The organism is Leisingera daeponensis DSM 23529 (assembly GCF_000473145.1).
GTDB classification, from domain to species: domain Bacteria; phylum Pseudomonadota; class Alphaproteobacteria; order Rhodobacterales; family Rhodobacteraceae; genus Leisingera; species Leisingera daeponensis.
The window spans coordinates 1,905,084-1,929,116 of the sequence record NZ_KI421500.1 but is presented as its reverse complement, the minus strand read 5'-3'; the positions used below and the strand labels follow the sequence as shown (position 1 = coordinate 1,929,116).

The following is a 24,033-nucleotide window of genomic DNA, read 5'->3' as shown; positions in this document are numbered from 1 at the left end:
AGAGCGATGAAACAAGGAAGCCCCGGCGATTGCGCCGGGGCTTTTTTGGGGGGGCGGCGGCCAGCCAAGCGCGGCCTGTCCGCCCCTGCGGTCGTTAGGACGCCAGTTTTTCCGCTTCGGCGACCGCGGCCTGGAAGCCGGCCTCCGGATCTGCTGTCAGCAGCGTGGGCTGGAAACGGATTTCTTCGATATTCTCCACACCGGCCTGGTTTAGCCAGAACTTCAGGTAGGCAGACTGGTAATCCACGCCGAAGGCAGGCGAAGGCATGTTCGGGCCGTAGGCTCCGCTGGTCAGGGCCAGCACGGCCTTTTTGCCTTCCAGCAGGCCGAAGTAGCCTTTTTCCGGGTCAAGACCCCACAGCAGGCCGGGCTGGTGCACCAGGTCGATGTACTGCTTGAACTTGTAGGGGATGCTGCCGTTCCACATCGGAGAGGCGATCAGGTAGATGTCGGCGCTGATGAAGCGATGAGCCATGGTGGTAATCTCGTCCCAGGCAGTCCGCTGGGAGGCATCCTGGTCCTGGCCGGTGATGATGTTCATCTTGGCGGCAACCTTGTTGCCATCAAAGTCCGGCAGGGTTTCGGCGGACAGATCCAGAACGTCCACCTCGAGCTGGGCGTCCTGCGCCTGCAGCTTAGCAAGATAGGCGTTAGCCACCGCGGTGGACTTGGATTCATCGCCGCGGGGCGATGCCTTGATAAACAGCAGTTTGGTCATCTCATGTCTCCTGTCTGAGGGAATGACTGTCTTTGACGAGTGCAATATGAGGGCGGAACCAACCCGCAAAAATGGATTGAATCGCAAAGCACTTGTGCGCAAATTGCACAAATGATTCAGGGCGCCAGCATCTCTCTGTTTGTCTGCGTGGTTGAGGAGGGCAGCTTCTCGGCGGCGGCTCGTGTTCTGGGGATGGCGCCGTCGTCGGTGGCGCGCCAGATCCAGCAGCTTGAGAGCGCCCTGGGCGCACGGCTGTTTCAGCGCACAACCCGGAAGCAGAGCTTGTCTGAGGCTGGTGAACTGTATTACCGCCATGCAAAGCGCGCTGCCGAGGAGATGGACGCCGCCCGCAGCGGGATCGCGCGCATGACCGGCGCACCGGCCGGGGTGCTGACGGTGACGGTTGAGCCGGATCTGGCGGTGGCCCTGATTTCACCGCTTCTGCCCGAGTTTCTGCGCGCGCATCCGGAGGTGAAGGTGAGGCTGCTGTTCTCCTCTCCCATTGCGGATTTGGTGGAAGGCCGGATCGACCTGGCAATCCGCATGGGGCAGCTGAAGGATTCCAGTCTGGTCGCCCGTAAGCTGTTTGATAGCCACTCGCAGCTCTATGCCAGCCCGGCTTATCTCAAGGCGCAGGGCAGGCCGGCGCACCCTTCGGATCTGTCAGGGCATCAGTGCCTGTCGTTCCGCACATCCGCCGGCCCTTCGTTCTGGCGGTTTGACACGCCGGACGGCCCTTGCGATGTTCCGGTCAGCGGTCCGGTTCAAGCCAACGGGCTGGCGTTTCTGAAGGCGCTGGCGGTGTCCGGATGCGGGGTCGTGATGATGCCCGGGTGGGCAGTCCGGGAGCAATTGGACAATGGCAGTCTTGTTCCCTTGCTCACGGAATTTGTTTCTCTTCCCGCAGGCACGCCGGTCAGCGCGGTCTATGCGGAGCGGCGCCAGCTGGAGCCGAAAACACGTGCTTTTGTGGATTTCCTGACGGCCCGCCTGCCAAAGCCCTGAACCGGCGGCCAGTCCGGATCCGGTTGAGGAGCCTGCGGCGGACGCCTTTCTGATTGGCTGCGGACATTGCTCTCCCGCCCGTCACCGTCCGGATATGAAATCCGAAGGTTCCCGTTGGGCCAGGCAGGCCGCGCCGCCGGCGCGGCCTGCCTGGCCCCCGTGGCGGCGCGCCGGGCGCGGCGCAGGGCCGCCGCGGTCAGCCGCCGGCGGTCTCCGCCAGCTCCATATGGCCCCAGCCGCGTGACAGCACCTTGCGCAGGATCGGCTCGAAGAACTCCAAGGGCTTGGTCGGATACGCAGCGTCAAAGGCGGATTGGTCGTATTTTTCGCAGAAATACCGGCAGTCTTCCCAATAGGGGCTGTCGCGGTATTTGTCCCGCGCGTTGCGGTCGCCGCCGAAATGGTGGTTGTAGTAGAAGCCCTGGAACACGCAGTGATGCTTGAGGATCCAGTAGGTCTTCTCGCTGACATAGGGCTTCATCATCGCCGCCGACAGCTCGCCGTGGTTGTAGGGCGACAGGATGTCGCCGACATCATGCACCAGAGCGGCCACGATGATTTCATCCTCGGCGCCATCCTCCCAGGCGCGGGTCGCGGCCTGCAGGCTGTGCTGGTAGCGGTTCACCGGATAGGGGGTCCAGTCCTCGTCCAGCGAGCGGACCGCGGCGAGGATCCGCTCGGGCAGGGCGGCATTGTAGGCCTCCTCGTATTTCTCCACTGCCGCCCAGTCCTCGGGCGTGGCTTCGGTGAAACTGGTCCAGGTCGGTTTGTGGCTTTTGTCCAGCATGGGGCGTGTCCTTCGGTTGATCTGCTGGCAGCCTAGCTGGTCCCGTTTGAGCAGGAAAACGAATTGAATTGCTCAGGCTGATCGGAAATATTGATCACCATGCAGATCAATTCCTTTGAGACCTTCCTGGCGATTGAGGCCTGCGGCAGCTTTCACGGTGCGGCGCGGGCCTTGAACGTGACCCAGACGGCGGTCAGCGCCCGGATCAAGGCGCTGGAGGACCGCCTGGGCGTGGCGCTGTTTGAGCGCGGCCCCGGCGGCACCCGGCTGAGCGAGGCGGGTCGGCAGTTCATGCCCTATGCCGAGCAGATGATGCGGACGTGGGAGTTCGTCTCCGGCGACCTGAAGGCAAGCCTGGCTGGCCAAGTGCCGCTGCGGCTGGGGGCGCAGCTGTCGGTTTGGGATCCGGTGCTGGTGGATGTGGCGGTCTGGCTGGAAGCGGAGCAGGGCACGGTGCCCTTCACGCTGAACTATGACCACGCGATGAATATGGGCGAGGCGGTGGCGCGCCGCCTGCTGGATCTGGCGATCGTCAACGAGGTGCCCGCGGGCACCGGCCTGGTGGCGGAGGAACTGCCGCCGGAGCGGCTGGTGCTGCTGGCGGACCAGCCGCTGCGGCTGGGGCAGGACCCGCTGCCACTGTTCATCAACCTGGAATTCGGCAGCGAGTATGACGCCCGGCTGCGCGAGGTTCTGCCCCGCCGCAGCCGCCAGCACATCGTGCTGGGCAACGCGCTGATGGGGCTGCGCTACCTGCAAAAGCGCGGCGGCATGGGATATTTTCCGGCCTATATGGCGGCAGAGGCGCTGGCGGCGGGGACGCTGCACACGGTTGAGGGCGCACCGGAGATCAACCTCAGCTGCCGCGCGCTCTATGTGCCGGACAACCCGGCGCTGGAGCATATACGCCAGGTGGTGCGGGGCCTGCAGGAGGTGCGCGGCAGCGGCTAGGGAAGAAAAGCCCGGCGCGGAATTCAGCGTGTCAGCTGATCGAAACACTCCATCGCCTTGGCCGCATACATCATCGCCGGGCCGCCGCCCATCTGGATCGACATCGCCAGCACATCCCCGACCTCGGCGCGGCTGGCACCGGATTTGACCAGCGCCTCCACATGCAGGCCGATGCAATCCTCGCAGCGCAGCGCGACCGCGATGCCCAGGGCGACAAATTCTTTTTGCTTGAACTCCAGCACGCCGCCCTGTTTCACCGCCTTGCCAAGCGCGCCGAAGGCCTGGGCGGCTTCCGGGATCGCCCCGTTCAGGTTGCGCAGGCCCGCGCGGGTGCCCTGCAGTTTCTCGTGCCAGTCCATCTGCTGTTCCCTCAATGATACATTCGCATTATTGAAGGTGTATGGGCGGCAGAGTCCAGCGGCCTTGATCCAGGTCAGATGGCCGGTTTTTCCGCCACCAGCGCCAGGTTGTTGGCGGGCATCTCCACCGCGTGCAGCAGCTCCAGCCCGGCGCCGTGCAGCCAGTCAATGACGTCGAAATCGTCCTTGTAACCGGTCTCCGGGTCATGAGCGCTGAGCGCGGCGTGAAACGCCCGGTCGCCGTCGCTGGTCAGCTCGCCGCCGCGCAGGAAGGGGCCGTAGATCACGAACCGCCCGCCGGGGGCGAGGGCGGCGGCGGCCTCGCGGATCAGGGTGCGGGCCTCGCCCTCGCTGATCAGGTGCAAGAGGTTCACCAGCACGATCAGGTTCTGGCCGCAGTGCGCTGCGCCCCAGCCGGGCGCGGTGGCGTCGAGCGGGACCGGCGGGAGGATGTTCTGGAGCCCGCTCTCTTCGCCATAGGCTCGGATGCTTTCAAGCCGGACTTCCTCCACCTCGCTGGGCTGCCACGTCAGGCCGGGCAGGCGGGCGGCATAGGCCGCCGCGTGCTGGCCGGTGCCGCTGGCCAGTTCCAGCGCGCGGCCCCCGGAGGGGGCGACTTGTGCCAGCAGATCGCACAGCACATCGCTGTTGCGGGCGGCGGCGGGGGCAAACAGCTTGCCGTCCTGCGGGGCCGCCACCGAGGCCGAGCCGGGAACCGGGCGCACCGGCATCAGCGCAGCCGGGCGGGTGACAGCGCTGCCACCGTGTCCGCGTCCAAGACGGGTGCGCGGCCTGCCACCAGGTCGGCAATCAGCTGCGAGGCGGCCGGCGCGGTCATGATGCCATAGCCGCCCTGACCGGCGCACCAGATGAAATCCGGCTGGTCCGGGTCCGGCCCCAGAACCAGGGTGCCGTCGCGGACAAAGCTGCGCAGGCCGGCAAAATTGCTTTCGACCCGGGTGACCGGCTCGGTCACCATTTCCTCGTACCGCGCCAGCCCTTCGGCCAGCACCATGTCGTCGGCATAGGCGTCATGCGGCTCCACCGGGTCGGCATCTGCGGGGGAGACCAGCAATTTGCCCGCATCGGGTTTGGCATACCAGGTCTCGCCCACGCCCAGCAGCATCGGCCAGCCGCTGACATCAAGGCCGCCCGGCGCCGGCAGCCGCGCCATCGAGCGGCGCTTGGGCTGCAGGCCGATCGCCGCCACCCCGGCCAGCGCCGCCACCTGATCGGCCCAGGCCCCCGCCGCATTGACCAGAGTGCGGGCCTGATAGGTCTGGCCGCCCGCGGTAACTTCCCAGCCGCTGCCGGTCCGGGTGATCGCGCTCACCGGCGCCTTGGCCGCAATCTGGCCGCCCTCGGCGCGCAGGGCCTTGGCGAAGTCCTGCAGCATCCGGTCGGTGTCGATATCCTCCGCCGCGCCGCTGATCGCGGCAAAGCCCACGGTCTCCGGGTTCAGAATGGGCACCATGGCGCGGGCCTCGTCCAGCTCCAGCGTGGCCATGCGCAGCGCATCCACGTCGCGGGCAAATCCGTCGGCGTCCCCCTTGGCCCCCACCAGCATCAGCCCGCGCGGCGACAGGTAGCCGCCGTCGCGCAAATAGGCGGCGCTGGCGCGGTTCAGAGAGACGGTAGGGCCGTGGCCGTAGTTCTCCTCGAACAGGGCGGCAGAGCGGCCGGAGGAGTGGTAGCCAAGCGCGTCCTCCATTTCCAGGAGGGTGACGCTGCCGAGGTCCGCAAGCCGCGCGGCGGCGCTGATGCCCGCCATGCCGCCGCCGATGACGATGAAATCCTGCATGGGTCTAATCCTGTTCTTCCAGCCGGTCAGTCGCAGGCGCAGGCCGCGGGCTGAAGGCTTCGATTGTGCTGTAAAGCTCTGCGTCCATGCCGAAATCCAGCGCTGCCAGCGAGGGCTGAAGCTGCTGCGCGGTGCGGGCGGAGATAATCGGCATGGGGGCAGCGGGATGCGCCGCGGCCCAGGCCACCGCCAGGGTGGCCGGATCGGTGCCGCGCTCCGCCGCGAGGGCCGACAGGCGCTGGGCGGCCTCGTGCATGAAGGCCGGCCCATAGCGGGTGCGGTAGCCGTCGTCCTCCGTGATGCGGCCGCTGCCGCCGCGGGCGTATTTGCCGGTCAGCAGGCCGCCGCCCAGCGGGGAGTAGGGGGCCGCGGCGATGCCCTGATCGGCGCACATCGGCAGGATTTCCACCTCGGCCTGGCGTTTCACCAGCGAATACATCGGCTGCAGGATGTCCACGCCGGTGCCGGAGGCCAGCCCCGCCATCTGCGCCTTCATCACCTGCCAGGCGGCAAAGTTCGACAGGCCGGTGTAGCGGATCACGCCTTCGTCCTTGAGCGCGGCGAAACAGTCCATGGTCTCGCGCAGGTCGGTGTCCGGGTCAAACCGGTGCAGATAGAACACGTCGACCGTGTCCAGCCCCAGCCGGCGGCGGCTCTCGTCGAGCTGGGCGCGCAGGTTTGCAGCACCCGCGCCGCCGGTATAGCCCGCCTTGGTGGCGATCAGCAGCCGCTCGCGCTCATCCTTGATCAGGCGGCCCAGGATCTGCTCCGCGTGGCCATCGGTATACAGCCAGGCGGTGTCGAAGTGGTTGATCCCGGCGGCGCGGCAGGCGGCGTGCATTTCTGCTGATTGCGCCTCATCGGCGCGGCCGCCGAACTGCATGGTGCCAAAGGCAAAACGGCTGGCCGGGGTGCCGTCCGGGGCGGTCAGAATCTTGCGCGCGGTCTGGGTCATGGCGCGGAGCTTGGCACAGGGGGGCAGGCAGGGAAAGGCGGTTTCCACGCGCCTGCCGCACGCCTCCCGTTGCCCTGCCGCGGTGCCATAATCCGGCCCCGCGCTGGACCGGCGCGCCAGCGGCAGCGCGGAAAGGCTTGCGGTGCCGCTGGCCTGTTGCTGATCCTAAGCAGCGAAACAGATTTTGTTTCTGTCCAAATCCCGCACATATGCGGAAAACCGAGGCCCGCGCTGCCTGGGCTCGCCCTCGCATGTGCCGCCCAGCTCAATCGCCTTGCGGTGCAGCCTGGTGACTTCGGCGGCGGAGCCAAGGCTGAATCCCACCATGGTGCCGTTGCCACTGGCGGCCGGTTCGCCGTCGAAGGGCAGGGCGGCGGCAAAGGCAAAATCGTCCTGAAGCCAGTAGGTCATCCGTTCGCTGGGCCGGACTTGGGTAAGGCCCGAGTGCTCGAACAGGGCGTCGTAGAATTTGACCGACGCGTCCATGTCGTTGGTGCCGACAACGGCGTAATTCAGTTTCAAAGGCAGTCTCCAATATGCTTCACGGTTTCGCGGGCGGCCGGGCCAGGTTCGCTGGCGTCCGGCTGTCCGGAGCCGGGTGTACACCAGGGCAGTGACAGCGCGTGTCAGCAGGCTGCGCGGGATTCAGGCTTTTGTCCGCAACGAAAAAGGCCCGCCAGATGGCGGGCCTTTGTGGGTCTCGTAAGGGGGCCGCTTACTGCGGAATATCGCCTTCGAGGCCTTCGACATAGAAGTTCATGCCGGCCAGGGTGCCGTCGTCGGCGGTCTCACCCTCTGCCAGCCAGTCGCTGCCGTCCTGCTTTTTCAGCGGGCCGGTGAAGGGGTGGTAGGAACCGTCCGCAATCGAATCCTTGATGGCCAGTGCAGCCTCTTTCACGTCCGCCGGAACGGCGTCAGAGATTTCGCCGATGCCCACCATGCCGGCGCCGATGCCGTCCCAGGTGTCAACCGACTCCCAGGTGCCGTCCATCACGGCCTTGGTGCGGGCAATGTAGTAGGGTGCCCAGTCATCAATGATCGAGGAGACGCGCGGCTTCGGCGCATATTCCGCCATGTCGGAGGCCTGGCCGAAGGTGATCACGTTGCCTGCGTTCTGGGCGGCGGCCTGCGGCGCGGTGGAGTCGGTGTGCTGCAGGATCACGTCGGCGCCCTGTTCGATCAGCACCTTGGCGGCGTCGGCCTCTTTCGCCGGGTCGAACCAGGTGAAGGCCCAGACGATCTTGAACTGGACGTCGGGGTTCACCTTCTTGGCGTGGATATAGGCGGAGTTGATGCCGCGGATCACTTCGGGGATCGGGTAGGAGCCGATGTAGCCGATGATGTTCGACTCAGTCATGTGGCCCGCGATGGTGCCCTGCACCGCACGGCCTTCATAGAAGCGGGCGGAATAGGTGGAGACGTTTTCGGCGCGCTTGTAGCCGGTGGCGTGCTCGAACTTCACATTCGGGAACTTCTTGGCGACGTTGATGGTCGGGTCCATGTAGCCAAAGGAGGTGGTGAAGATCAGGTCCGCGCCTTCCAGCGCCATCTGGGTCATCACCCGCTCGGCATCCGGGCCTTCGGCCACGTTTTCCACATAGACGGTTTCGACCTTGTCGCCGAACTCGGCCTCAACCGCCTTGCGGCCCTGGTCGTGCTCGTAGGTCCAGCCGCCGTCGCCGACGGGGCCGACATAGACAAAGCCCACTTTGGTCTTGTCTTCGGCCAGCGCCGCGCCGGCGGCCAGGCCAAGCGCCACCGCGGCGCTGGTCAGGAGGTTGGTCAGTTTCATCAAGGGACTCCCCAGTTGGTATTGGTTGGCCCCGGCAGCCGGGGCGGTCAATGAGGCCCCCCGCGTCAGCGGGAGGCGTGGAAATTGCGGCCAAGCGCAGCAGGTGCGCTGCTTTTGTCCGCGGAAAGGATAACAAGCACCAGGATGGTAATCAGATAGGGCGACATTGCCAGATACTCGACCGGGATGGCAACGCCTGCCGCTTGCAGATTGAGCTGCACCACGGTCACACCGCCAAAGAGATAGGCACCCAGCAGTGCGCGCCAGGGTTTCCAGCTGGCAAACACCACCAGCGCCAGGGCAATCCAGCCGATGCCGGCGGTCATGCCCTCGGTCCACTGCGGCACGCGGATGAGGCTGATGTAGGCGCCGCCCAGGCCCGCGCAGGCGCCGCCGAACATGATCGCCATAAGGCGGATCTTCAGCACCTTGTAGCCAAGCGCATGGGCGGCGTCGTGGTTTTCCCCCACCGCGCGCAGCACCAGGCCGAGGCGGGAGTATTTCAGCACCCACCAGACCGCGGCGGTCAGCGCGATGCCGAAGTAGAGGATGATGTCATGTCCGAACAGGATCGGGCCGATCACCGGCAGGTCGCTGAGGACCGGGATATGAATATCGCCCATGCGCGGCGGCTTCACCCCGACATAGGACTGCCCCATCAGCGCCGACAGGCCCAGGCCAAAGAGCGTCAGCGACAGGCCGGAGGCGACCTGGTTTGCCTGGGCAAACTGGGTGAGGATGGCGAACAGGATGGACAGCGCCGCGCCTGCGATGGCGGCGGCAATGAATCCGAGGAAGGGCGAGCCGCTTTCCACTGCGGTGGCAAAGCCCGCGATGGCGCCGACGATCATCATCCCCTCGACCCCGAGGTTCAGAACACCGGCCTTCTCGACCACCAGTTCACCGATGGCCGCCAGCAAAAGCGGGGTTGCCGCCACCATCAGAGAGGCGATGAGCAGGACCGGGTTGATTGCAGAAAGATCCATGTTACGCCACCTCCGGCTTGCCGATTGCGATGCGGAAATTGGTGAGCAGGTCAAAGGCCAGCAGGAAGAACAGAAGCATCCCCTGGAAGACCTGAATGGCCGCGGCCGGCAGCTGCAGGTTCGACTGCGCGATGTCGCCGCCGATGTAGGTCAGCGCCATCAGCCCGCCTGCCAGCAGGATGCCCACCGGATGCAGGCGGCCCAGGAAGGCGACGATGATCGCGGTGAAGCCATAGCCCACGTTGAAGTCGATGCTGATCTGGCCCGACGGCCCGGAGACCTCGAACAGCCCGGCAAGACCCGCCAGCGCGCCGGAGGTGCCGAGGCAGAACAGCACCAGCCTTGTGGGGTTGACGCCTGCGAACCGGGCTGCCCGCGGTGCCTCGCCTGTCAGGCGGATGTGGTAGCCGGTCATGTGGCGGTTCAGCAGAACATAGGCAAAGATCACCGCGATCAGCGCCGCCACAACGCCCCAATGCATGCCGGTGCCGGCAATCAGCTCGGCGTTATGGGCGCTGTCCCAGGCCTGCAGGTTGCGCGAACCGGGGAAGCCGAAGCCTTCGGGGTTCTTCAGCAGGCCCAGCGAGACCGAGGCCAGGAACTGCTCGGCCACATAGACCAGCATCAGCGAGACCAGGATTTCATTGGTGCCGAAGCGGGTTTTCAGAACCGCCGGGATCATCGCCCAGGCCCAGCCGCCAAGCGCGCCCGCCACAACCATCAGCGGGAAGATCAAGAACGACTCGGCAGGGTAGAAGGCAAGGCCCGCACCGGCGCCGCAGATGGCGCCCATGATGTACTGGCCCTCGGCACCGATGTTCCAGATGCCCGCGCGGAAGCCCAGCGACAGGCCGATGGCGATCAGCACCAGCGGCGCGCCTTTGACCAGCAGTTGCGGGCGGTAGTAGAAGGAGAACTCGCCAAACAGCGGTTCCCAGAAGATGGTGCGGATCGCCTCCGCCGGCGGTTTGCCAAGCGCGGCAAACAAGAGCCCGCCGAAAAACATCGTCGCCAGCACCGCCACCAGCGGCGTCGCCATCGACCAGGCGCGCGACGGCTGCGGCCGTTTCTCAAGCCGGATCATGTAGCGGCTCCCTGTTTCATCTTTTGATTTCTGTTGCGGAGGTCAGACATGCGCCACCTCCATGCCGTGGGCGCCGCCCATCATCAGGCCGATCTCATCCACCGTCAGGCCTGCGGCCTCGCGCGGGGCGCTGAGGCGGCCCTCGTTCAGCGCGGCAAAGCTGTCGGAGATTTCCATCAGCTCATCCAGATCCTGGCTGATGCAGATCACCGCGGCGCCCTTGGCCGCGAGGTCCAGCAGCGACTGGCGGATCGCGGCGGCGGCGGCGGCGTCCACGCCCCAGGTCGGCTGGTTCACCACCAGCACGTCCGGGTCCTGCAGCACCTCCCGCCCGATCACGAACTTCTGAAGGTTGCCGCCCGACAGCGACCGCGCCGCATTGCCGGGACCGGGGGTGCGCACGTCGAACGTCTTGATGATGCGCTCGGCAAACTCCTTGGTCTTTCCCCAGTCGAGGAAGCCGTTCTTCTCCAGCCCCTCCCGCACCGATCCGGTGAGCATGGCGTTCTCCGTCAGGCTCATATCAGGCGCGGCGGCGTGGCCGAGGCGTTCCTCGGGTGCTGCCAGCACGCCGAGCTTGCGCCGGGCGGTGGGGCCAAGCCTGCCGATCGGCTGCCCGTGCAGCTTCACCGCGTCGGCCTCGGTCAGGGTCTCGCCGGAAAGGACGCCCAGCAATTCGTCCTGGCCGTTGCCGGCAACGCCGCCGATGCCTAGGATCTCGCCCTTGCGCACGGTCAGATGCACGTTCTTGAGAGCGGTGCCGAAGGCCGAGGGGGCCGGCACCGACAGGCCGGAGATATCCATCGCGACGGCACCGAACTCGCGCGCCCCGCGCTGGGGTGTCTGCAGGGTGCTGCCGACCATCAGTTCCGCCATGTCGCGGGCGGAGGTCTCAGCCGGGATGCACTCGCCCACGTTCTTGCCCAGGCGCAGGATGGTGGCGTGATCGCACAGGGTGCGGATTTCCTCCAGCTTGTGCGAGATATAGAGGATCGAGGTGCCCTCGGACTGCAGCTTCTGCAGGGTCTTGAACAGGATCTCCACTTCCTGCGGCGTCAGGACCGAGGTCGGCTCATCCATGATCAGCAGTTTCGGGTCCTGCAGCAGGCAGCGGATGATCTCGACCCGCTGGCGCTCGCCCGCGGACAGGTCGCCGACGGTGCGGTAGGGGTCAAGCGGCAGGCCGTAGGTTTCCGACACTTCGCGGATGCGGGCGGCCAGATCGCGCATTTCCGGCGGGTTTTCCATGCCAAGCGCGATGTTCTCGGCCACGTTCAGCGCGTCAAACAGCGAAAAGTGCTGGAACACCATGGCGATGCCGTCGGCGCGCGCCTGGCGCGGCTCGGCCGGTTCATAGGGCTGGCCGCGCAACAGCATCTTGCCGCTGTCCGGTTTCACCAGCCCGTAGATCATCTTGACCAGCGTCGATTTCCCGGCGCCGTTTTCGCCGAGCAGGGCATGCACTTCGCCTTCGCCGATGTCAAAGGAAACTGTGTCATTGGCCACAACCCCGGGGTAGGCCTTGGTCAGGCCTTGCAGGCTCAACAGTGGTACACTCACGCGCGCCGGTCCTCTCTCTGTTCGTCTTCTTTTCCATGCCGCAGCAGCTGCGCTGCAACACCGACCGCAATCATCTGCGGATGTTTTCCAAGTTCCGGATCGCCGATCGGGCAGGTGATCCTTGCGATTGCCCCGGGGGCGTGCCCCAAGGCGGCAAGACGCGAGCGGAACCGCGCCCATTTGGTTTTGGAGCCGATCAGCCCGGCGAAGGCAAAGCCATGACTCAACAGCGCGTGGCATAGCGCCAGATCCAGCGCATGGGAATAGGTCAGCACCAAATGCGCAGCGTTTTCAGGCGCATGCGGCACAAGGAGCGCAACGTCAGCTGCCGGAACCGCGGTGACGCCGGCGGGGATCTCTGCCGGGAACCGCTCGGCGGCGGTGTCCACCCAGGTGATCTGCAGGTCCGGCAGCGGTGCCAGCACATTGACCAGCGCCCGCCCGACATGGCCCGCGCCCCAGATCCAGACCGGCAATTGCGGCTGGTGCACCGGCTCGATCATCCAGCCCTCGACCAGCTGCGGCGCCGGTGCCTGGCCCTGGCCGCGGGCGCCGGCGAGGAGCCGCTTCACCGCGACCGGCATCAGCGCCGGGCTGGCCGGGCGGGCAATGACGTGGCTGTCCAGCGTGTTCAGGTCTGCGGCCTCATAAACCTCGCTGAAGAGCGTGACCGCACCGCCGCAGCATTGGCCTAGGTCCGGCCCCAGCGCATGGGTGCTGATCTGCTTGGGGGCCACCTGCCGCCGGGCGGCCTCTGCCGCCTCGTGCTCCAGAGTGCCGCCGCCGATGGTGCCGGACTGGCCGTCCTGCCAGACCAGCATCGCGGTGCCCGCCTCGCGCGGGGAGGAGCCGCGGATGGCGGCGATCACCACCCGCACCACGCGGCCATGCGCGGCAACCGCCCGTCGCAGCTCCTCGACGTCAAATCCCATCGCGCACTCTCCGCACCGCGCGCCAGACCTCTTCCGCGGTGGCAGGCGCGTTCAGCGCCGGGTAGGTCTCGCCGAAGGCCGCGACCGCATCGCTGAGGGCCAGCCAGGCGGAGATGCCCAGCATGAACGGCGGCTCCCCCACTGCCTTGGAGCGGTAGATCGTGTCCTCGCGGTTCCGGCCGTCGAAAAGATTCACGTTGAACACATCCGGCCGGTCGGAACAGGCGGGGATCTTGTAGGTGGAGGGCGCATGGGTGCGCAGGCGGCCGGTATCGTCCCAGACCAGTTCCTCGGTCGTCAGCCAGCCCGCGCCCTGGACATAGCCGCCCTCGATCTGGCCGATGTCGATGCCCGGGTTCAGCGAGGCGCCGGCGTCATGCAGGATGTCGGCCCTTAGGATGCGGTTCTCGCCGGTCAGCGCATCCACCGCCACCTCTGTCACCGCGGCGCCATAGGCGAAGTAGTAGAACGGGCGGCCCCGGCCCTTGATCCGGTCCCATTCGACCTTGGGGGTCTTGTAGAAACCGGTGGCCGACAGGCTGACGCGGCCCTGGTAGCAGGCCATCGCGGCCTTCTCGAATGTCATCTCGTCCTGGCCGATCCGCACCATGCCGTTTTCAAACACCACGTCGGCGGGGCTGGCCTGATGCTGCAGCGCCAGATGTTCTGCCATGCGGGCGCGCAGGGTGTCGCAGGCGGCCTTCACCGCCATGCCGTTGAGGTCGGAGCCGGAGGAGGCCGCCGTGGCCGAGGTGTTGGGCACCTTGGCGGTGTCGCTGGCGGTGATCTTCACCTTTCCCAGCGGGATGCCAAAGCGGCTGGCGGCGACCTGCGCCACCTTTTGGAACAGCCCTTGGCCCATCTCGGTGCCGCCGTGGTTCAAATGCACCGAGCCGTCCTGATAGACATGCACCAGCGCGCCCGCCTGGTTGAGATGGGTGAGGGTAAAGGAAATCCCGAACTTCACCGGGGAGAAGGCGATGCCGCGTTTCAGGTGGGTCTGGCCCTGGTTCCACTTGGCAATGTCCGCCTTGCGCGCCGCATAATCCGAGGATTTCAGCAGCTGCGCGGTCAGGTCATGCAGAATGAAGTCCTCGACCGGCATGTGGTAGGGCGTGGTCTGCACGTCCTTGGGCGGCGGGCTGGTCTTGGCGGGCTGCGCCGGCGCGCCGCGGGAGGCGAGGTCGGCGTCCGGGTCCAGCGGCTGGCCGGAGGTGTCCTGCGCTTCGCCGGCGGGGGCTTCCGGGGTCTGCATCGGCGCGTAGTAATTGCGCTGCCGCAGCTCTGCCGGGTCCAGCCCCAGATTATGCGCGATGTGGTCCATCACCCGTTCGATCCCCACCATGCCCTGCGGGCCGCCAAAGCCGCGGTAGGCGGTGGCGCTTTGCCGGTTGGTGCGCAGGCGGTGGCTTTCGATGCGGATATTGGGGATCAGATAGGCGTTGTCCGCGTGCAGCATCGCGCGGTCGGCGACCGGCAGCGACAGGTCCTGCGCCCAGCCGCAGTCCACCAGATGCAGGAACTCGACGCCTTGCAGGCTGCCATCACCGTCAAAGCCCGCGCGGTAGGAGATGCGGAAGGCGTGCCGCTTGCCGGTGATCACCATGTCGTCGTCACGGTCGTAACGCATCTTGCAGGGCTTGCCGGTCAGCCGGGCGGCGACGGCGCAGGCGACGGCGAGCGCGTTGCCCTGGCTTTCCTTGCCGCCAAAGCCGCCGCCCATGCGGCGGGTCTCGACCCGGACGGCGTGCATCGGCAGGCCGATCGCCTCTGCCACCTTGTGCTGGATCTCGGTCGGGTGCTGGGTGGAGGAGTGGACGTGCATGCCGCCATCCTCCTGCGGCAGCGCCATGGCCGCCTGGCCTTCGAGGTAGAAATGCTCCTGGCCGCCCAGCTCGAACGTGCCCTCGACCCTGTGCGGGGCGGCATCAATGGCTTTGGCTGCGTCGCCCTTGTGATAGATGCGCGGGCCTTCCTCGAACCGGCTGTCGGCAGCCAGCGCGGCGTCCAGGGTCAGGAGAGCGGGTTCTTCCTTGTAATCCACCTTGCCCTTGCGGGCGGCGATCCGGGCATTGAGGTGGCTGTCGGCCACCACCAGGAACACCGGCTGGCCGGCATAGTTGACAGTGCCGGCCGCCAGCAGCGGCTCGTCATGAATCGAGGGGGAGACGTCATTGGCAAAGGGCAGCCCCTTGGCTGTCAGCACTGCCACGACGCCGGGGCTTTGCTGCACCTCGCTGAGGTCCATCCCGGTGATATGGCCGCGGGCAATGGGAGACAGGCCAAAGGCCAGATGCAGGGTGCCGCGGGGGCTGGGGATGTCATCGGTATAGCGCGCCGCGCCGGTCACATGCAGCCGGGCGGAGTCATGGGGGAGGGGTTTGGAAACACTCATGCCCGCACCTCCAGCACCGAGACCGTCTGGCCGTTCTGGTCGGCGAAATAGCGGGCCAGCATGTTGCGCGCGGTTTCCAGCCGGTATTCGGCAGAGGCGCGCATGTCGGTCATCGGGGTGAAGTCCTGGTCGAAGGCCTTGGCGGCGGCCTGGATGGTGGCCTCATTCCAGGGCTGGCCGGTCAGGGCCGCCTCGACGTTTGCGGCGCGTTTCGGGATGCCCGCCATGCCGCCAAAGGCGATGCGGGCGGCGGAGACCTTGCCGTTCATCACGGTCACGTTGAAGGCGCCGAGCACGGCGGAGATATCCTGATCGAAGCGTTTCGACAGCTTGTAGACCTTCAGGGCGTCGGGCTGGCGCGGGAAGCTGACCGCCTCGACGAACTCACCCGGCTGGCGGTCCTGCTTGCCGTAGTCGAGGAAGAAATCCTCCAGCGGCAGTTCGCGGCGGCTGTCCCCCTTGCGCAGATGCAGGGTGGCGCCAAGGGCAATCAGCGCGGGCGGGGTGTCGCCGATGGGGGAGCCGTTAGCGATGTTGCCGCCGACGGTGGCGGCGGCGCGGATCTGCTGGGAGGCAAAGCGGCGCAGCATTCCGGCAAAGGACGGGTGCAGCGGCTCCATCGCGGCGCGCAGATCGTTCATGTCTGCCATGGCGCCGATGCGGACAGTGCTGTCCGTGACCTCAATGCCCTTCAGGCCGTCGCAGCCGCCGAGGAAGATTACCTGCGGCAGGTGGCGGAGCTGCTTGGTGACCCAGAGGCCCACGTCGGTGGCGCCGGCAATCAGGGTGGCGCCGGGGTGGGCGCTGTAGAGCTCGGCGAGTTCGTCGGATGAGGCTGGCAGGAGCGGGGGCGCTGCCGCCTGTTTGCCGGAAGGGGGCGCTGCCGCAGGTTTGTCAGAGGGGGGCGCTGCCCCCCGGCCTTCGGCCTCCCCCCGGAGTATTTCGGGAAAGCTGAAGGAGGCCTCATCGGCGATCCAGCCGGGGACGGGGATGTCCTTGGCGGCCTCGGCGGCTCGGATGATCGGGGCGTAGCCGGTGCAGCGGCACAGGTTCCCCGCCAGCTGATCGTCGAAATCCGTGGCGCCGTTGGCATGGGCGGTGACCATCGACATGATGAAACCGGGGGTGCAGAAGCCGCATTGGCTGCCGTGGTGGTTGACCATGGTCTGCTGCACGGGGTGCAGGCTGCCGTCCGGGCCTGAGGCACCCTCGACGGTGCGCACCGACTTGCCCTGCAGCTGCGGCAGGAACAGGATGCAGGCGTTCAGGGCCTTCGATCCGCGTGAATCCGTGACCATGACGGTGCAGGCGCCGCAATCGCCCTCGTTGCAGCCTTCCTTGGTGCCGGTGAGGCCCTGTTCCTCGCGCAGCCAGTCCAGCAGCGTCAGTGTTGGGCTTGCGTCCGTGATGCGGACCGTTTCACCGTTCAGACGAAAGGTGAGTGCCATCTTCGCGATACCGCCGCTTTACCCTGTTGACCCGGAGTGCCGTCCCTTCGATGCGGCGCAGAAGGGAAGGCGGGCTGTTTATTGCTTGCTGACATCAGCCTAGGGAGCAGCCCGTTGTCAAAGCAAGGAAAACCGCTGCCGCATTGCAGTATTTCGCGGCGCAAGAATGTTGCGCATCAGGATGGTAGGGCATTCATATTTATGCGTTTTATCTGCGCCTTTGCGGAGGCTTCACGCGCTGGCTGCGAAAGAGTTTCAACAAAATGGATAAAATACACCGGCGACCGCACCGGTTTTGCCGGGTGTTCGCCGCGCAGATCGCCCGTTCACCCTGCTGCGGCAATAAGATAGCGTGGCGGCATGACAAGCTCTCCCCGATTCATTCATCTGCGCACCCACACGGAATATTCTCTGCTGGAGGGGGCCGTGCGGCTGAAGAAGCTGCCGGATCTGTGCAAGAAGCACGGCATGCCCGCGATTGCGGTGACGGACACCAACAACCTGTTTTCGGCGCTGGAGTTTTCGGTGTCGGCGAGCGGCGCCGGGGTGCAGCCGATCATCGGCTGCCAGGTCGACCTGCGGTTCGCCGAGCCGGCACCCGGCGAAAGGCCCAAGCCGCCCGCGCCGCTGGTGCTGCTGGCCCAGAGCGAGGCCGGGTATGAGCATCTGATGAAGCTGAACTCCTGCCTCTATCTGCGGCAGGGGGGCGAGCTGCCGCATGTGACGCTGGAGGAGCTGGAGAGCTATTCCGGCGGCGTGATCTGCCTGAGCGGCGGGCCGGACGGGCCGGTGGGGCGGCTGTTGCAGATGGGGCAGCGCCCGGCGGCGGAAGCGCTGATGCAGCGGCTGAAGGCGATCTTCCCGGACCGTCTGTATGTGGAATTGCAGCGCCATCCGGGCGAGCATGGCCAGCCGGAGGCGGAAAAGCAGACCGAGCGCGGCCACGTGGAAATGGCCTATGCCATGGGGCTGCCGCTGGTCGCCACCAATGACGTCTATTTCCCGGACACGGAGATGTTCGAGGCGCATGATGCGATGATCTGTATCGCCGAGGGGGCCTATGTCGATCAGGTGGAGCCGCGCCGCCGTCTGACCGCGCAGCATTACTTCAAGAGCCAGGAGGAGATGGTTGCGCTGTTTGCCGACCTGCCCGAGGCAATTGAGAACACCGTGGAAATCGCCAGGCGCTGCGCCTTCATGGCGTACCGGCGCGATCCGATCCTGCCGAAGTTCGCCGATGACGAGGTGGCGGAGTTGCGCCGCATCGCCAATGAGGGCCTGCAGCAGCGTCTGGCGGTGATCCCGCATGCGGTGAGCGTCGAGGAATACCAGGAACGGCTTGATTTTGAACTGGGCATCATCGAGGGGATGGGATTCCCCGGCTACTTCCTGATCGTTGCCGACTTTATCCAATGGGCCAAGGACCACGATATTCCGGTGGGGCCGGGGCGGGGGTCCGGTGCGGGCTCTCTGGTGGCCTATGCGCTGACCATCACCGACCTTGATCCGCTGCGCTACTCGCTGCTGTTCGAACGCTTCCTGAACCCGGAACGGGTGTCGATGCCCGACTTCGACATCGACTTCTGCATGGACCGCCGGGAAGAGGTGATCAAATACGTGCAGGAGAAATACGGCCGCGACAAGGTGGGGCAGATCATCACCTTCGGCGCGCTTCTGTCCAAGGCGGCGGTGCGCGACATGGGGCGGGTTCTGCAGATGCCCTATGGCCAGGTGGACCGGCTGTCCAAGCTGATCCCGGTCGAGGGCGTGAAGCCGATGTCGATTGCCGACGCGCTGAAGGAAGAGCCGCGGCTGAGCGAGGAGGCGCGGAACGAGCCGGTGGTGGACCGGCTGCTGACCTATGGCCAGCAGGTGGAGGGGCTGCTGCGCTCTGCCGGGACCCACGCGGCGGGTGTGGTGATCGGCGACCGGCCGCTGGACGCGCTGGTGCCGCTTTACCGCGATCCGCGCTCCGACATGCCTGCGACCCAGTTCAACATGAAATGGGTGGAGCAGGCGGGGCTGGTGAAGTTCGACTTCCTTGGCCTCAAGACCCTGACTGTCATCCAGAACGCCATGGACCTGATCTTCCAGTCGGGCCGTGACCTGCATATCGCCGCGGACGGCACCCAGCTCTATGAGCCGCCGGAGGGGGCGGAGAACCAGATCAACGCCATCCCGCTGGACGACAAGGTTACTTACGACCTGTATTCCCGCGCCAAGACGGTCGCGGTGTTCCAGGTGGAATCCACCGGCATGATGGATGCGCTGAAGCGCATGAAGCCCACCTGCATCGAGGACATCGTGGCGCTGGTGGCGCTGTACCGCCCCGGCCCGATGGAGAACATCCCGGTTTACTGCGAGGTGAAGAACGGCCAGCGCGAGATCACCTCTGTCCACCCGCTGATCGACCATATCCTGGAGGAAACCCAGGGCATCATCGTCTATCAGGAGCAGGTGATGCAGATCGCCCAGGTGATGGCGAACTATACCCTCGGCGGCGCGGACCTTTTGCGCCGGGCGATGGGTAAGAAGATCAAGGAGGCGATGGACGCCGAACGCCCGAAGTTCGAGAAGGGCGCGGCGGAGAACGGGGTCGACAAGAAGAAAGCCTCTGAGGTCTTCGACCTTCTGGAGAAATTCGCCAACTACGGCTTCAACAAATCGCACGCGGCGGCCTATGCGGTGGTGTCGTATCAGACCGGCTGGCTGAAGGCGAACCACCCGGTGGAGTTCATGGCGGGCGTCATGAACTGCGATATCCATCTGACCGACAAGCTGGCGATCTACTTCGAGGAAGTGAAGAAGGGGCTGGGGCTGAAATACGTGCCGCCCTGCATCAACCGCTCGCTGGCGACCTTCAACGTGGTGAACGGTGAACTGGTCTATGCGCTGGGCGCGCTGAAGAACGTTGGCCTGGACGTGATGCGGCTGGTCGCCGAAGCGCGCAAGGAGAACGGATACGAGCGGCCGTTTGTCAATGTCTTCGACTTTGCGCGCCGGGTGAACCTCAAGAAGGTTGGCAAGCGGCCCCTGGAGATGCTGGCGCGGGCAGGGGCCTTCGACCAGCTCGATTCCAACCGCCGCCGGGTGTTCGAGAGCCTGGGCGCGCTGGTGGATTACTCCGCCGCGGTGCATGACCAGCGCAATTCCAGCCAGGTGTCGCTGTTCGGCGAGGCGGGCGAGGACCTGCCGGAGCCGCGGCTGCCTTCGGTGCCGGACTGGCTGCCGGCGGAGCGGCTGAGCGAGGAGTTCAAGGCGATCGGCTTCTACCTGTCGGGCCACCCGCTGGACGACTACATGCCGGCGCTGAAGCGCAAGGAGGTGATGACGCTGGACGAGGTGACCGCCAAGGCCGAACGCGGGCCCTTCATGGCCAAGATGGCCGGGGTGGTGGCCGGGCGGCAGGAGCGCAAATCCGCCCGCGGCAACCGCTTTGCCTTTGCCCAGCTTAGCGATCCCTCCGGCGCGTTCGAGGTGACGCTGTTCTCGGAAGTGCTGGAAAAGAGCCGCGAGTACTTAGAAACCGGGGCCAAGGTGGTGATCACGGCTGAGGCGACGATGGAGAGCGACCAGTTGAAGCTGCTGGTGCGCTCGGTCGGGCCGGTTGACAGCGCGATTGCCGATGCCGGGCGCAGCAGCTTGCGGGTCTATCTGAGCGATGCCAGCGCCGTCGGAACCGTGGCGCAGGTGCTGGAGGATGCCAAGGCGGCGGCCCGCAACGCATCGCGCGGCGAGGTCTACATGTATCTGCAGGATCCCGGCCTGCCCGGCGACGTGGAAATGGATCTGGGCCAGGCGTTCCCGATCAATCCGCAGATCAAGGGGGCGCTGAAATCGCTGGACGGCGTGATGGATGTGGAGGAGATTTGAGGCTGCGCGAGGCGCCCGGCGCCTCCGGCGGGAGGGCTGCGGCTGCCGTGCGGCCTTGCGCGTGAAGGAAAATTAGCAACTTATGCCGCTCTGACCGCGTTTCATATTTAAATGGTTCAGGCCGACATCGGTTCCGCCATAGGACTGGAGAGTGCCGCAGTGCAAACATTTCTGGATTTCGGGGAGTACATGCCGCATGGCATGTGCTTGCTTTGGGAACCTTGGCTGCTGATCCTTTGGGCCGGCTCTGACCTTCTGATCTTCCTGGCATATTTCGCCATCCCGCTGGCTCTGTTCAAGGTTCTGCGCCAGCGCAAGGATTTGAAGCACCGCGGGCTGGTGCTTCTGTTTGCCTCCTTCATCCTTCTGTGCGGCCTCACCCATGCGGTATCGATCCTGACGCTCTGGTGGCCGGCCTATCCGGCGCAAGGCTTGCTGAAATTCGCCACTGCACTGGTCTCGGCAACCACCGCGGTTGTGTTGTTCAAGCTGGTTCCGGTCCTGGTCGCGATCCCGAGCCGGCGCGAACTGGAGGACGTCAACGGCAGGCTGCTGGAGGAAGTGGCCGCGCATGAGGAGACCCTGGACGTGCTGCGGCAGGCCCGCGATGAGCTGGAAGTCCTGGTCGAGAAACGCACCGCCGAACTGCGGGACGTCAATGCCAAACTGGCGGTAACGGCGCGCGAAGCGGTGCACCGGAGCCACAACATGATCGCGGTGGTCTCGTCGATGGCGCGGCAAAGCGCGCGCGGGGTCACGGACGTGACCGATTTCGTCAGCACCTTCACCGGGCGTCTGAACGCGCTGGCCTCTGCCACCCAGACCGTCATGCAGGAGCCGTCCGGCGCTTCGGCGGATCTGGGCAGCGTGATCCGGGCGCAGCTGGAACCGGTGCTGCTGAGCTTCGGCGACAGGATGACGGTCGGCGGTCCCGAGGTGACCACCGGATCGGAGGCGGCGCAGCAGATCAGCCTGGCGCTGCACGAGCTGGCGACCAATGCGCAGAAATACGGCTCGGCTGATGGCGAAGACGCGCGGATCCGCGTGTCCTGGTCGGTCCGTGGCGAAGACGGCGGGCACAACCGGCTGCGGCTGCGGTGGGAAGAGGATCTTTGCCAGGAACCGGCGAGGCCGGTGAACGGTGCCGGAAGAACCGGGTTCGGCACGAGGCTGCTGACCCAGATCGTGCCATCCATGCTGCAGGGGGAGGCCAGCCGGACGATTGAGGGCGGCAAGCTGATCTATGAACTGGACATACCGCTGTCCGCCCTTACCGAGGGCGATAGCCAGGCTGAAAACGTGCAGCTTGCCACGCGCCTTGCGGCACAGGGCTTTGGTCTGGCCTAGGTTCGTGCAGGCCGGGCGCTCGCGGCTGGGCAGCGCCGGGGTTTAGCAGCAACTCCGGTCAAGACTATTACGCTAGAATTCTTGCACCGCTTGCGGGGCGCGTCAGTAATGCGGCGGGCGTTCGTCGGCGAAGACCACGCCGCCGCCGCCATCCTGCTGGCGCTCGGCCTCGCGCTGCATCAGCATGGCAACGCGGCGGGTCAGCACGTCGATCTCCTGCTGCTGGCGGGCCATCACGTCGCTCATCTCCTCCACGCTGCGGGTCAGATGGGCGATTTGCTCTTCCAGATGCTGCATGAGGTGTCTCCTGGGTTCTGAAGCTGCTCATAAAGGAGCGGAGTTGAAAAGCAAAGGACCGCCCGGCCGCGAGGCCGGGGAGCGACCTGCTGAAAGCACGCCTCCGGCATGACCCGCCCTCCGCGCGGCGGCGCAGCCCTTATGTCTCAATGATGAACTGCCGCGTAGCCTCTGCCGCCTTCGTCTTGCCGTTGCGGCCCGCTTCCGCTAGACCGCCGGGCGAGTGAAACCGCTACCCGTGAGGAGGCCTCAGATGGCCAAAGTGAAGAAACAGCCCCGCCCCAAGGCGCAGACGCCGAAGGGGTTCCGTGACTATTTCGGTGCGGAGGTGACCCAGCGCAGCGAGATGCTGCGGGCCATCGCGGGTGTGTATCATCATTACGGGTTCGAGGCGCTGGAGTCCTCAGCGGTGGAAACCGTTGAGGCGCTGGGCAAATTCCTGCCCGACGTGGACCGCCCGAACGAAGGCGTGTTTGCCTGGCAGGAAACCGAGGACGACGGAAACGGCGACTGGATGGCGCTGCGTTATGACCTGACGGCGCCCCTGGCGCGGGTCTATGCCCAGCACCGCAACGACCTGCCGACGCCTTACCGCCGTTATGCGATGGGGCCGGTCTGGCGCAACGAGAAGCCGGGGCCGGGGCGCTTCCGACAGTTCTACCAGTGCGATGCGGATACCGTGGGCAGTGCCTCGATGGCGGCTGACGCGGAGATTTGCGCAATGCTGTCCGACACGCTGGAGACCGTCGGCATTCCGCGCGGCGATTACCTGGTGCGGGTCAATAACCGCAAGGTGCTGAACGGTGTGCTGGAGGCGATGGGCCTGGGTGACGGCGATGCCAAGCGCGACGACGTGCTGCGCACCATCGACAAGTTCGACAAAGTGGGTGAGGCCGGGGTGCGCGAGCTGCTGACCAAGGGCCGCCTGGATGCCTCCGGCGCCTTCATCGACGGGGTTGGCCTCTCGGACGATCAGGCGGCGCCGGTGCTGGCCTTCCTGACCTCCAAGGCGGCGGAGGCAGCGGGCACCATCGCCAACCTGCGCGCCGCGGTGGGCGACAGCAAGATCGGCCAGGAAGGCATTGCCGAGCTGGAGCAGATCGGCGAGCTGCTGGCCGCGGGCGGTTACGGTAAGGACCGGATCGAGATCGACCCCTCGGTCGTGCGCGGGCTGGGCTATTACACCGGCCCGGTGTTCGAGGCAGAGCTGACCTTTGAGATCCTCGACGAGAAGGGCCGCAAACGGCAGTTCGGCTCGGTTTCGGGCGGCGGCCGTTATGACGGGCTGGTCAAGCGCTTCACCGGGCAGGAAGTGCCTGCGGTGGGTGTCTCGGTCGGCGTCGACCGGCTGCTGGCGGCGCTGCACGCCAAAGGGCGCCTGAGCGCCGAGGCAACCGGACCGGTGGTCGTTACCGTGATGGACCGCGACCGGATGGCGGATTACCAGGCGATGGTGGCGGAGCTGCGCAATGCGGGCATCCGGGCCGAGGTTTATCTGGGCAACCCCAAGAATTTCGGCAACCAGCTGAAGTATGCGGACAAGCGGAATTCTCCTGTCGCGGTGATCGAAGGCGGCGACGAGAAGGCCAATGGCGTGGTGCAGATCAAGGACCTGATCCTGGGCGCCAAGATCGCCGAAAGCGCCACCCTGGAAGAGTGGAAGGAACGCCCGAGCCAGTTTGAGGTGCCGCGCAGCGAACTGGTGGCCAAGGTGCGTGACATCCTGGACGGGCAGGGCTGATC

20 protein-coding genes are annotated in these 24,033 nt (G+C 65.9%); 5 read left to right on the top strand and 15 right to left on the bottom strand.

All coding sequences use genetic code 11. The features are described 5' to 3' along the window. Positions 1-94: 94 nt before the first annotated feature. Complete coding sequence (locus DAEP_RS0109820) at positions 95-718, bottom strand: FMN-dependent NADH-azoreductase (RefSeq protein ID WP_027244532.1); 624 nt, start codon at positions 716-718, stop codon at positions 95-97. 111 nt (positions 719-829) lie between these two features. On the opposite strand from DAEP_RS0109820, the gene DAEP_RS0109815 reads away from it, so the two are divergent. Next, positions 830-1,723 (top strand): LysR family transcriptional regulator, encoded by an 894-nt coding sequence (locus tag DAEP_RS0109815; RefSeq protein ID WP_027244531.1) that lies wholly within the window; start codon positions 830-832, stop codon positions 1,721-1,723. Between the two features lie 196 nt (positions 1,724-1,919). On the opposite strand, the gene DAEP_RS0109810 is transcribed toward DAEP_RS0109815, so the two are convergent. Further along, positions 1,920-2,510 (bottom strand): HD domain-containing protein, encoded by a 591-nt coding sequence (locus tag DAEP_RS0109810; RefSeq protein WP_027244530.1) that lies wholly within the window; start codon positions 2,508-2,510, stop codon positions 1,920-1,922. A 99-nt stretch (positions 2,511-2,609) separates the two neighbouring features. On the opposite strand from DAEP_RS0109810, the gene DAEP_RS0109805 reads away from it, so the two are divergent. Then, complete coding sequence (locus DAEP_RS0109805; protein ID WP_245595075.1) at positions 2,610-3,461, top strand: LysR family transcriptional regulator; 852 nt, start codon at positions 2,610-2,612, stop codon at positions 3,459-3,461. A 23-nt stretch (positions 3,462-3,484) separates the two neighbouring features. Here the strand turns inward: DAEP_RS0109805 and DAEP_RS0109800 are convergent, their stop codons facing one another. From DAEP_RS0109800 to xdhA, 12 genes are all read right to left on the bottom strand, one after another. Further along, a complete protein-coding gene (locus DAEP_RS0109800) occupies positions 3,485-3,820 on the bottom strand; it encodes a carboxymuconolactone decarboxylase family protein (protein WP_027244528.1) in 336 nt (111 codons plus the stop codon). 74 nt (positions 3,821-3,894) lie between these two features. Then, complete coding sequence (locus DAEP_RS0109795; RefSeq protein ID WP_027244527.1) at positions 3,895-4,551, bottom strand: DUF938 domain-containing protein; 657 nt, start codon at positions 4,549-4,551, stop codon at positions 3,895-3,897. Further along, complete coding sequence (locus DAEP_RS0109790) at positions 4,551-5,621, bottom strand: NAD(P)/FAD-dependent oxidoreductase (RefSeq protein WP_027244526.1); 1,071 nt, start codon at positions 5,619-5,621, stop codon at positions 4,551-4,553. Before DAEP_RS0109790 ends, DAEP_RS0109795 begins: the two co-directional genes overlap by 1 nt. 4 nt (positions 5,622-5,625) lie before the next feature. Next, entirely contained in the window at positions 5,626-6,576 is a 951-nt protein-coding gene (locus DAEP_RS0109785; protein WP_027244525.1) for an aldo/keto reductase, read from the bottom strand. Positions 6,577-6,741: 165 nt separating this feature from the next. After that, positions 6,742-7,098 (bottom strand): VOC family protein, encoded by a 357-nt coding sequence (locus DAEP_RS0109780; protein WP_027244524.1) that lies wholly within the window; start codon positions 7,096-7,098, stop codon positions 6,742-6,744. A 193-nt stretch (positions 7,099-7,291) separates the two neighbouring features. Next, positions 7,292-8,368, bottom strand: coding sequence for a BMP family ABC transporter substrate-binding protein (locus tag DAEP_RS0109775; RefSeq protein ID WP_027244523.1), 1,077 nt, complete (start codon positions 8,366-8,368; stop codon positions 7,292-7,294). 65 nt (positions 8,369-8,433) lie between these two features. Continuing rightward, positions 8,434-9,354, bottom strand: a complete 921-nt coding sequence (locus tag DAEP_RS0109770) for an ABC transporter permease (RefSeq protein WP_027244522.1) — start codon at positions 9,352-9,354, stop codon at positions 8,434-8,436. Between the two features lies 1 nt (position 9,355). Beyond that, positions 9,356-10,438, bottom strand: a complete 1,083-nt coding sequence (locus DAEP_RS0109765) for an ABC transporter permease (protein WP_027244521.1) — start codon at positions 10,436-10,438, stop codon at positions 9,356-9,358. Positions 10,439-10,480: 42 nt separating this feature from the next. After that, positions 10,481-11,998: an ABC transporter ATP-binding protein gene (locus tag DAEP_RS0109760; RefSeq protein WP_027244520.1), complete on the bottom strand. Its 1,518-nt coding sequence runs from the start codon at positions 11,996-11,998 to the stop codon at positions 10,481-10,483. Continuing rightward, on the bottom strand, positions 11,995-12,930 hold the full coding sequence (gene xdhC / locus DAEP_RS0109755) for a xanthine dehydrogenase accessory protein XdhC (RefSeq protein WP_027244519.1): 936 nt from the start codon (positions 12,928-12,930) through the stop codon (positions 11,995-11,997). The genes DAEP_RS0109760 and xdhC overlap by 4 nt, the downstream gene beginning before the upstream one ends. Then, positions 12,920-15,325, bottom strand: coding sequence for a xanthine dehydrogenase molybdopterin binding subunit (xdhB, locus tag DAEP_RS0109750; RefSeq protein ID WP_027244518.1), 2,406 nt, complete (start codon positions 15,323-15,325; stop codon positions 12,920-12,922). The genes xdhC and xdhB overlap by 11 nt, the downstream gene beginning before the upstream one ends. Continuing rightward, a complete protein-coding gene (gene xdhA / locus DAEP_RS0109745; RefSeq protein WP_027244517.1) occupies positions 15,322-16,773 on the bottom strand; it encodes a xanthine dehydrogenase small subunit in 1,452 nt (483 codons plus the stop codon). Before xdhA ends, xdhB begins: the two co-directional genes overlap by 4 nt. Before the next feature lie 360 nt (positions 16,774-17,133). On the opposite strand from xdhA, the gene dnaE reads away from it, so the two are divergent. Together dnaE and DAEP_RS23325 are read left to right on the top strand one after the other, a co-directional pair. Continuing rightward, positions 17,134-20,646 (top strand): DNA polymerase III subunit alpha, encoded by a 3,513-nt coding sequence (dnaE, locus tag DAEP_RS0109740; protein WP_027244516.1) that lies wholly within the window; start codon positions 17,134-17,136, stop codon positions 20,644-20,646. Between the two features lie 159 nt (positions 20,647-20,805). Further along, positions 20,806-21,993: a sensor histidine kinase gene (locus DAEP_RS23325; protein ID WP_027244515.1), complete on the top strand. Its 1,188-nt coding sequence runs from the start codon at positions 20,806-20,808 to the stop codon at positions 21,991-21,993. A gap of 102 nt (positions 21,994-22,095) precedes the next feature. Here the strand turns inward: DAEP_RS23325 and DAEP_RS0109730 are convergent, their stop codons facing one another. Beyond that, a complete protein-coding gene (locus DAEP_RS0109730; protein ID WP_008557199.1) occupies positions 22,096-22,290 on the bottom strand; it encodes a SlyX family protein in 195 nt (64 codons plus the stop codon). Positions 22,291-22,543: 253 nt separating this feature from the next. Between DAEP_RS0109730 and hisS the strand changes: the two genes are divergently transcribed. Beyond that, on the top strand, positions 22,544-24,031 hold the full coding sequence (gene hisS / locus DAEP_RS0109725; RefSeq protein ID WP_027244514.1) for a histidine--tRNA ligase: 1,488 nt from the start codon (positions 22,544-22,546) through the stop codon (positions 24,029-24,031). The last annotated feature ends 2 nt before the right edge of the window (positions 24,032-24,033 follow it).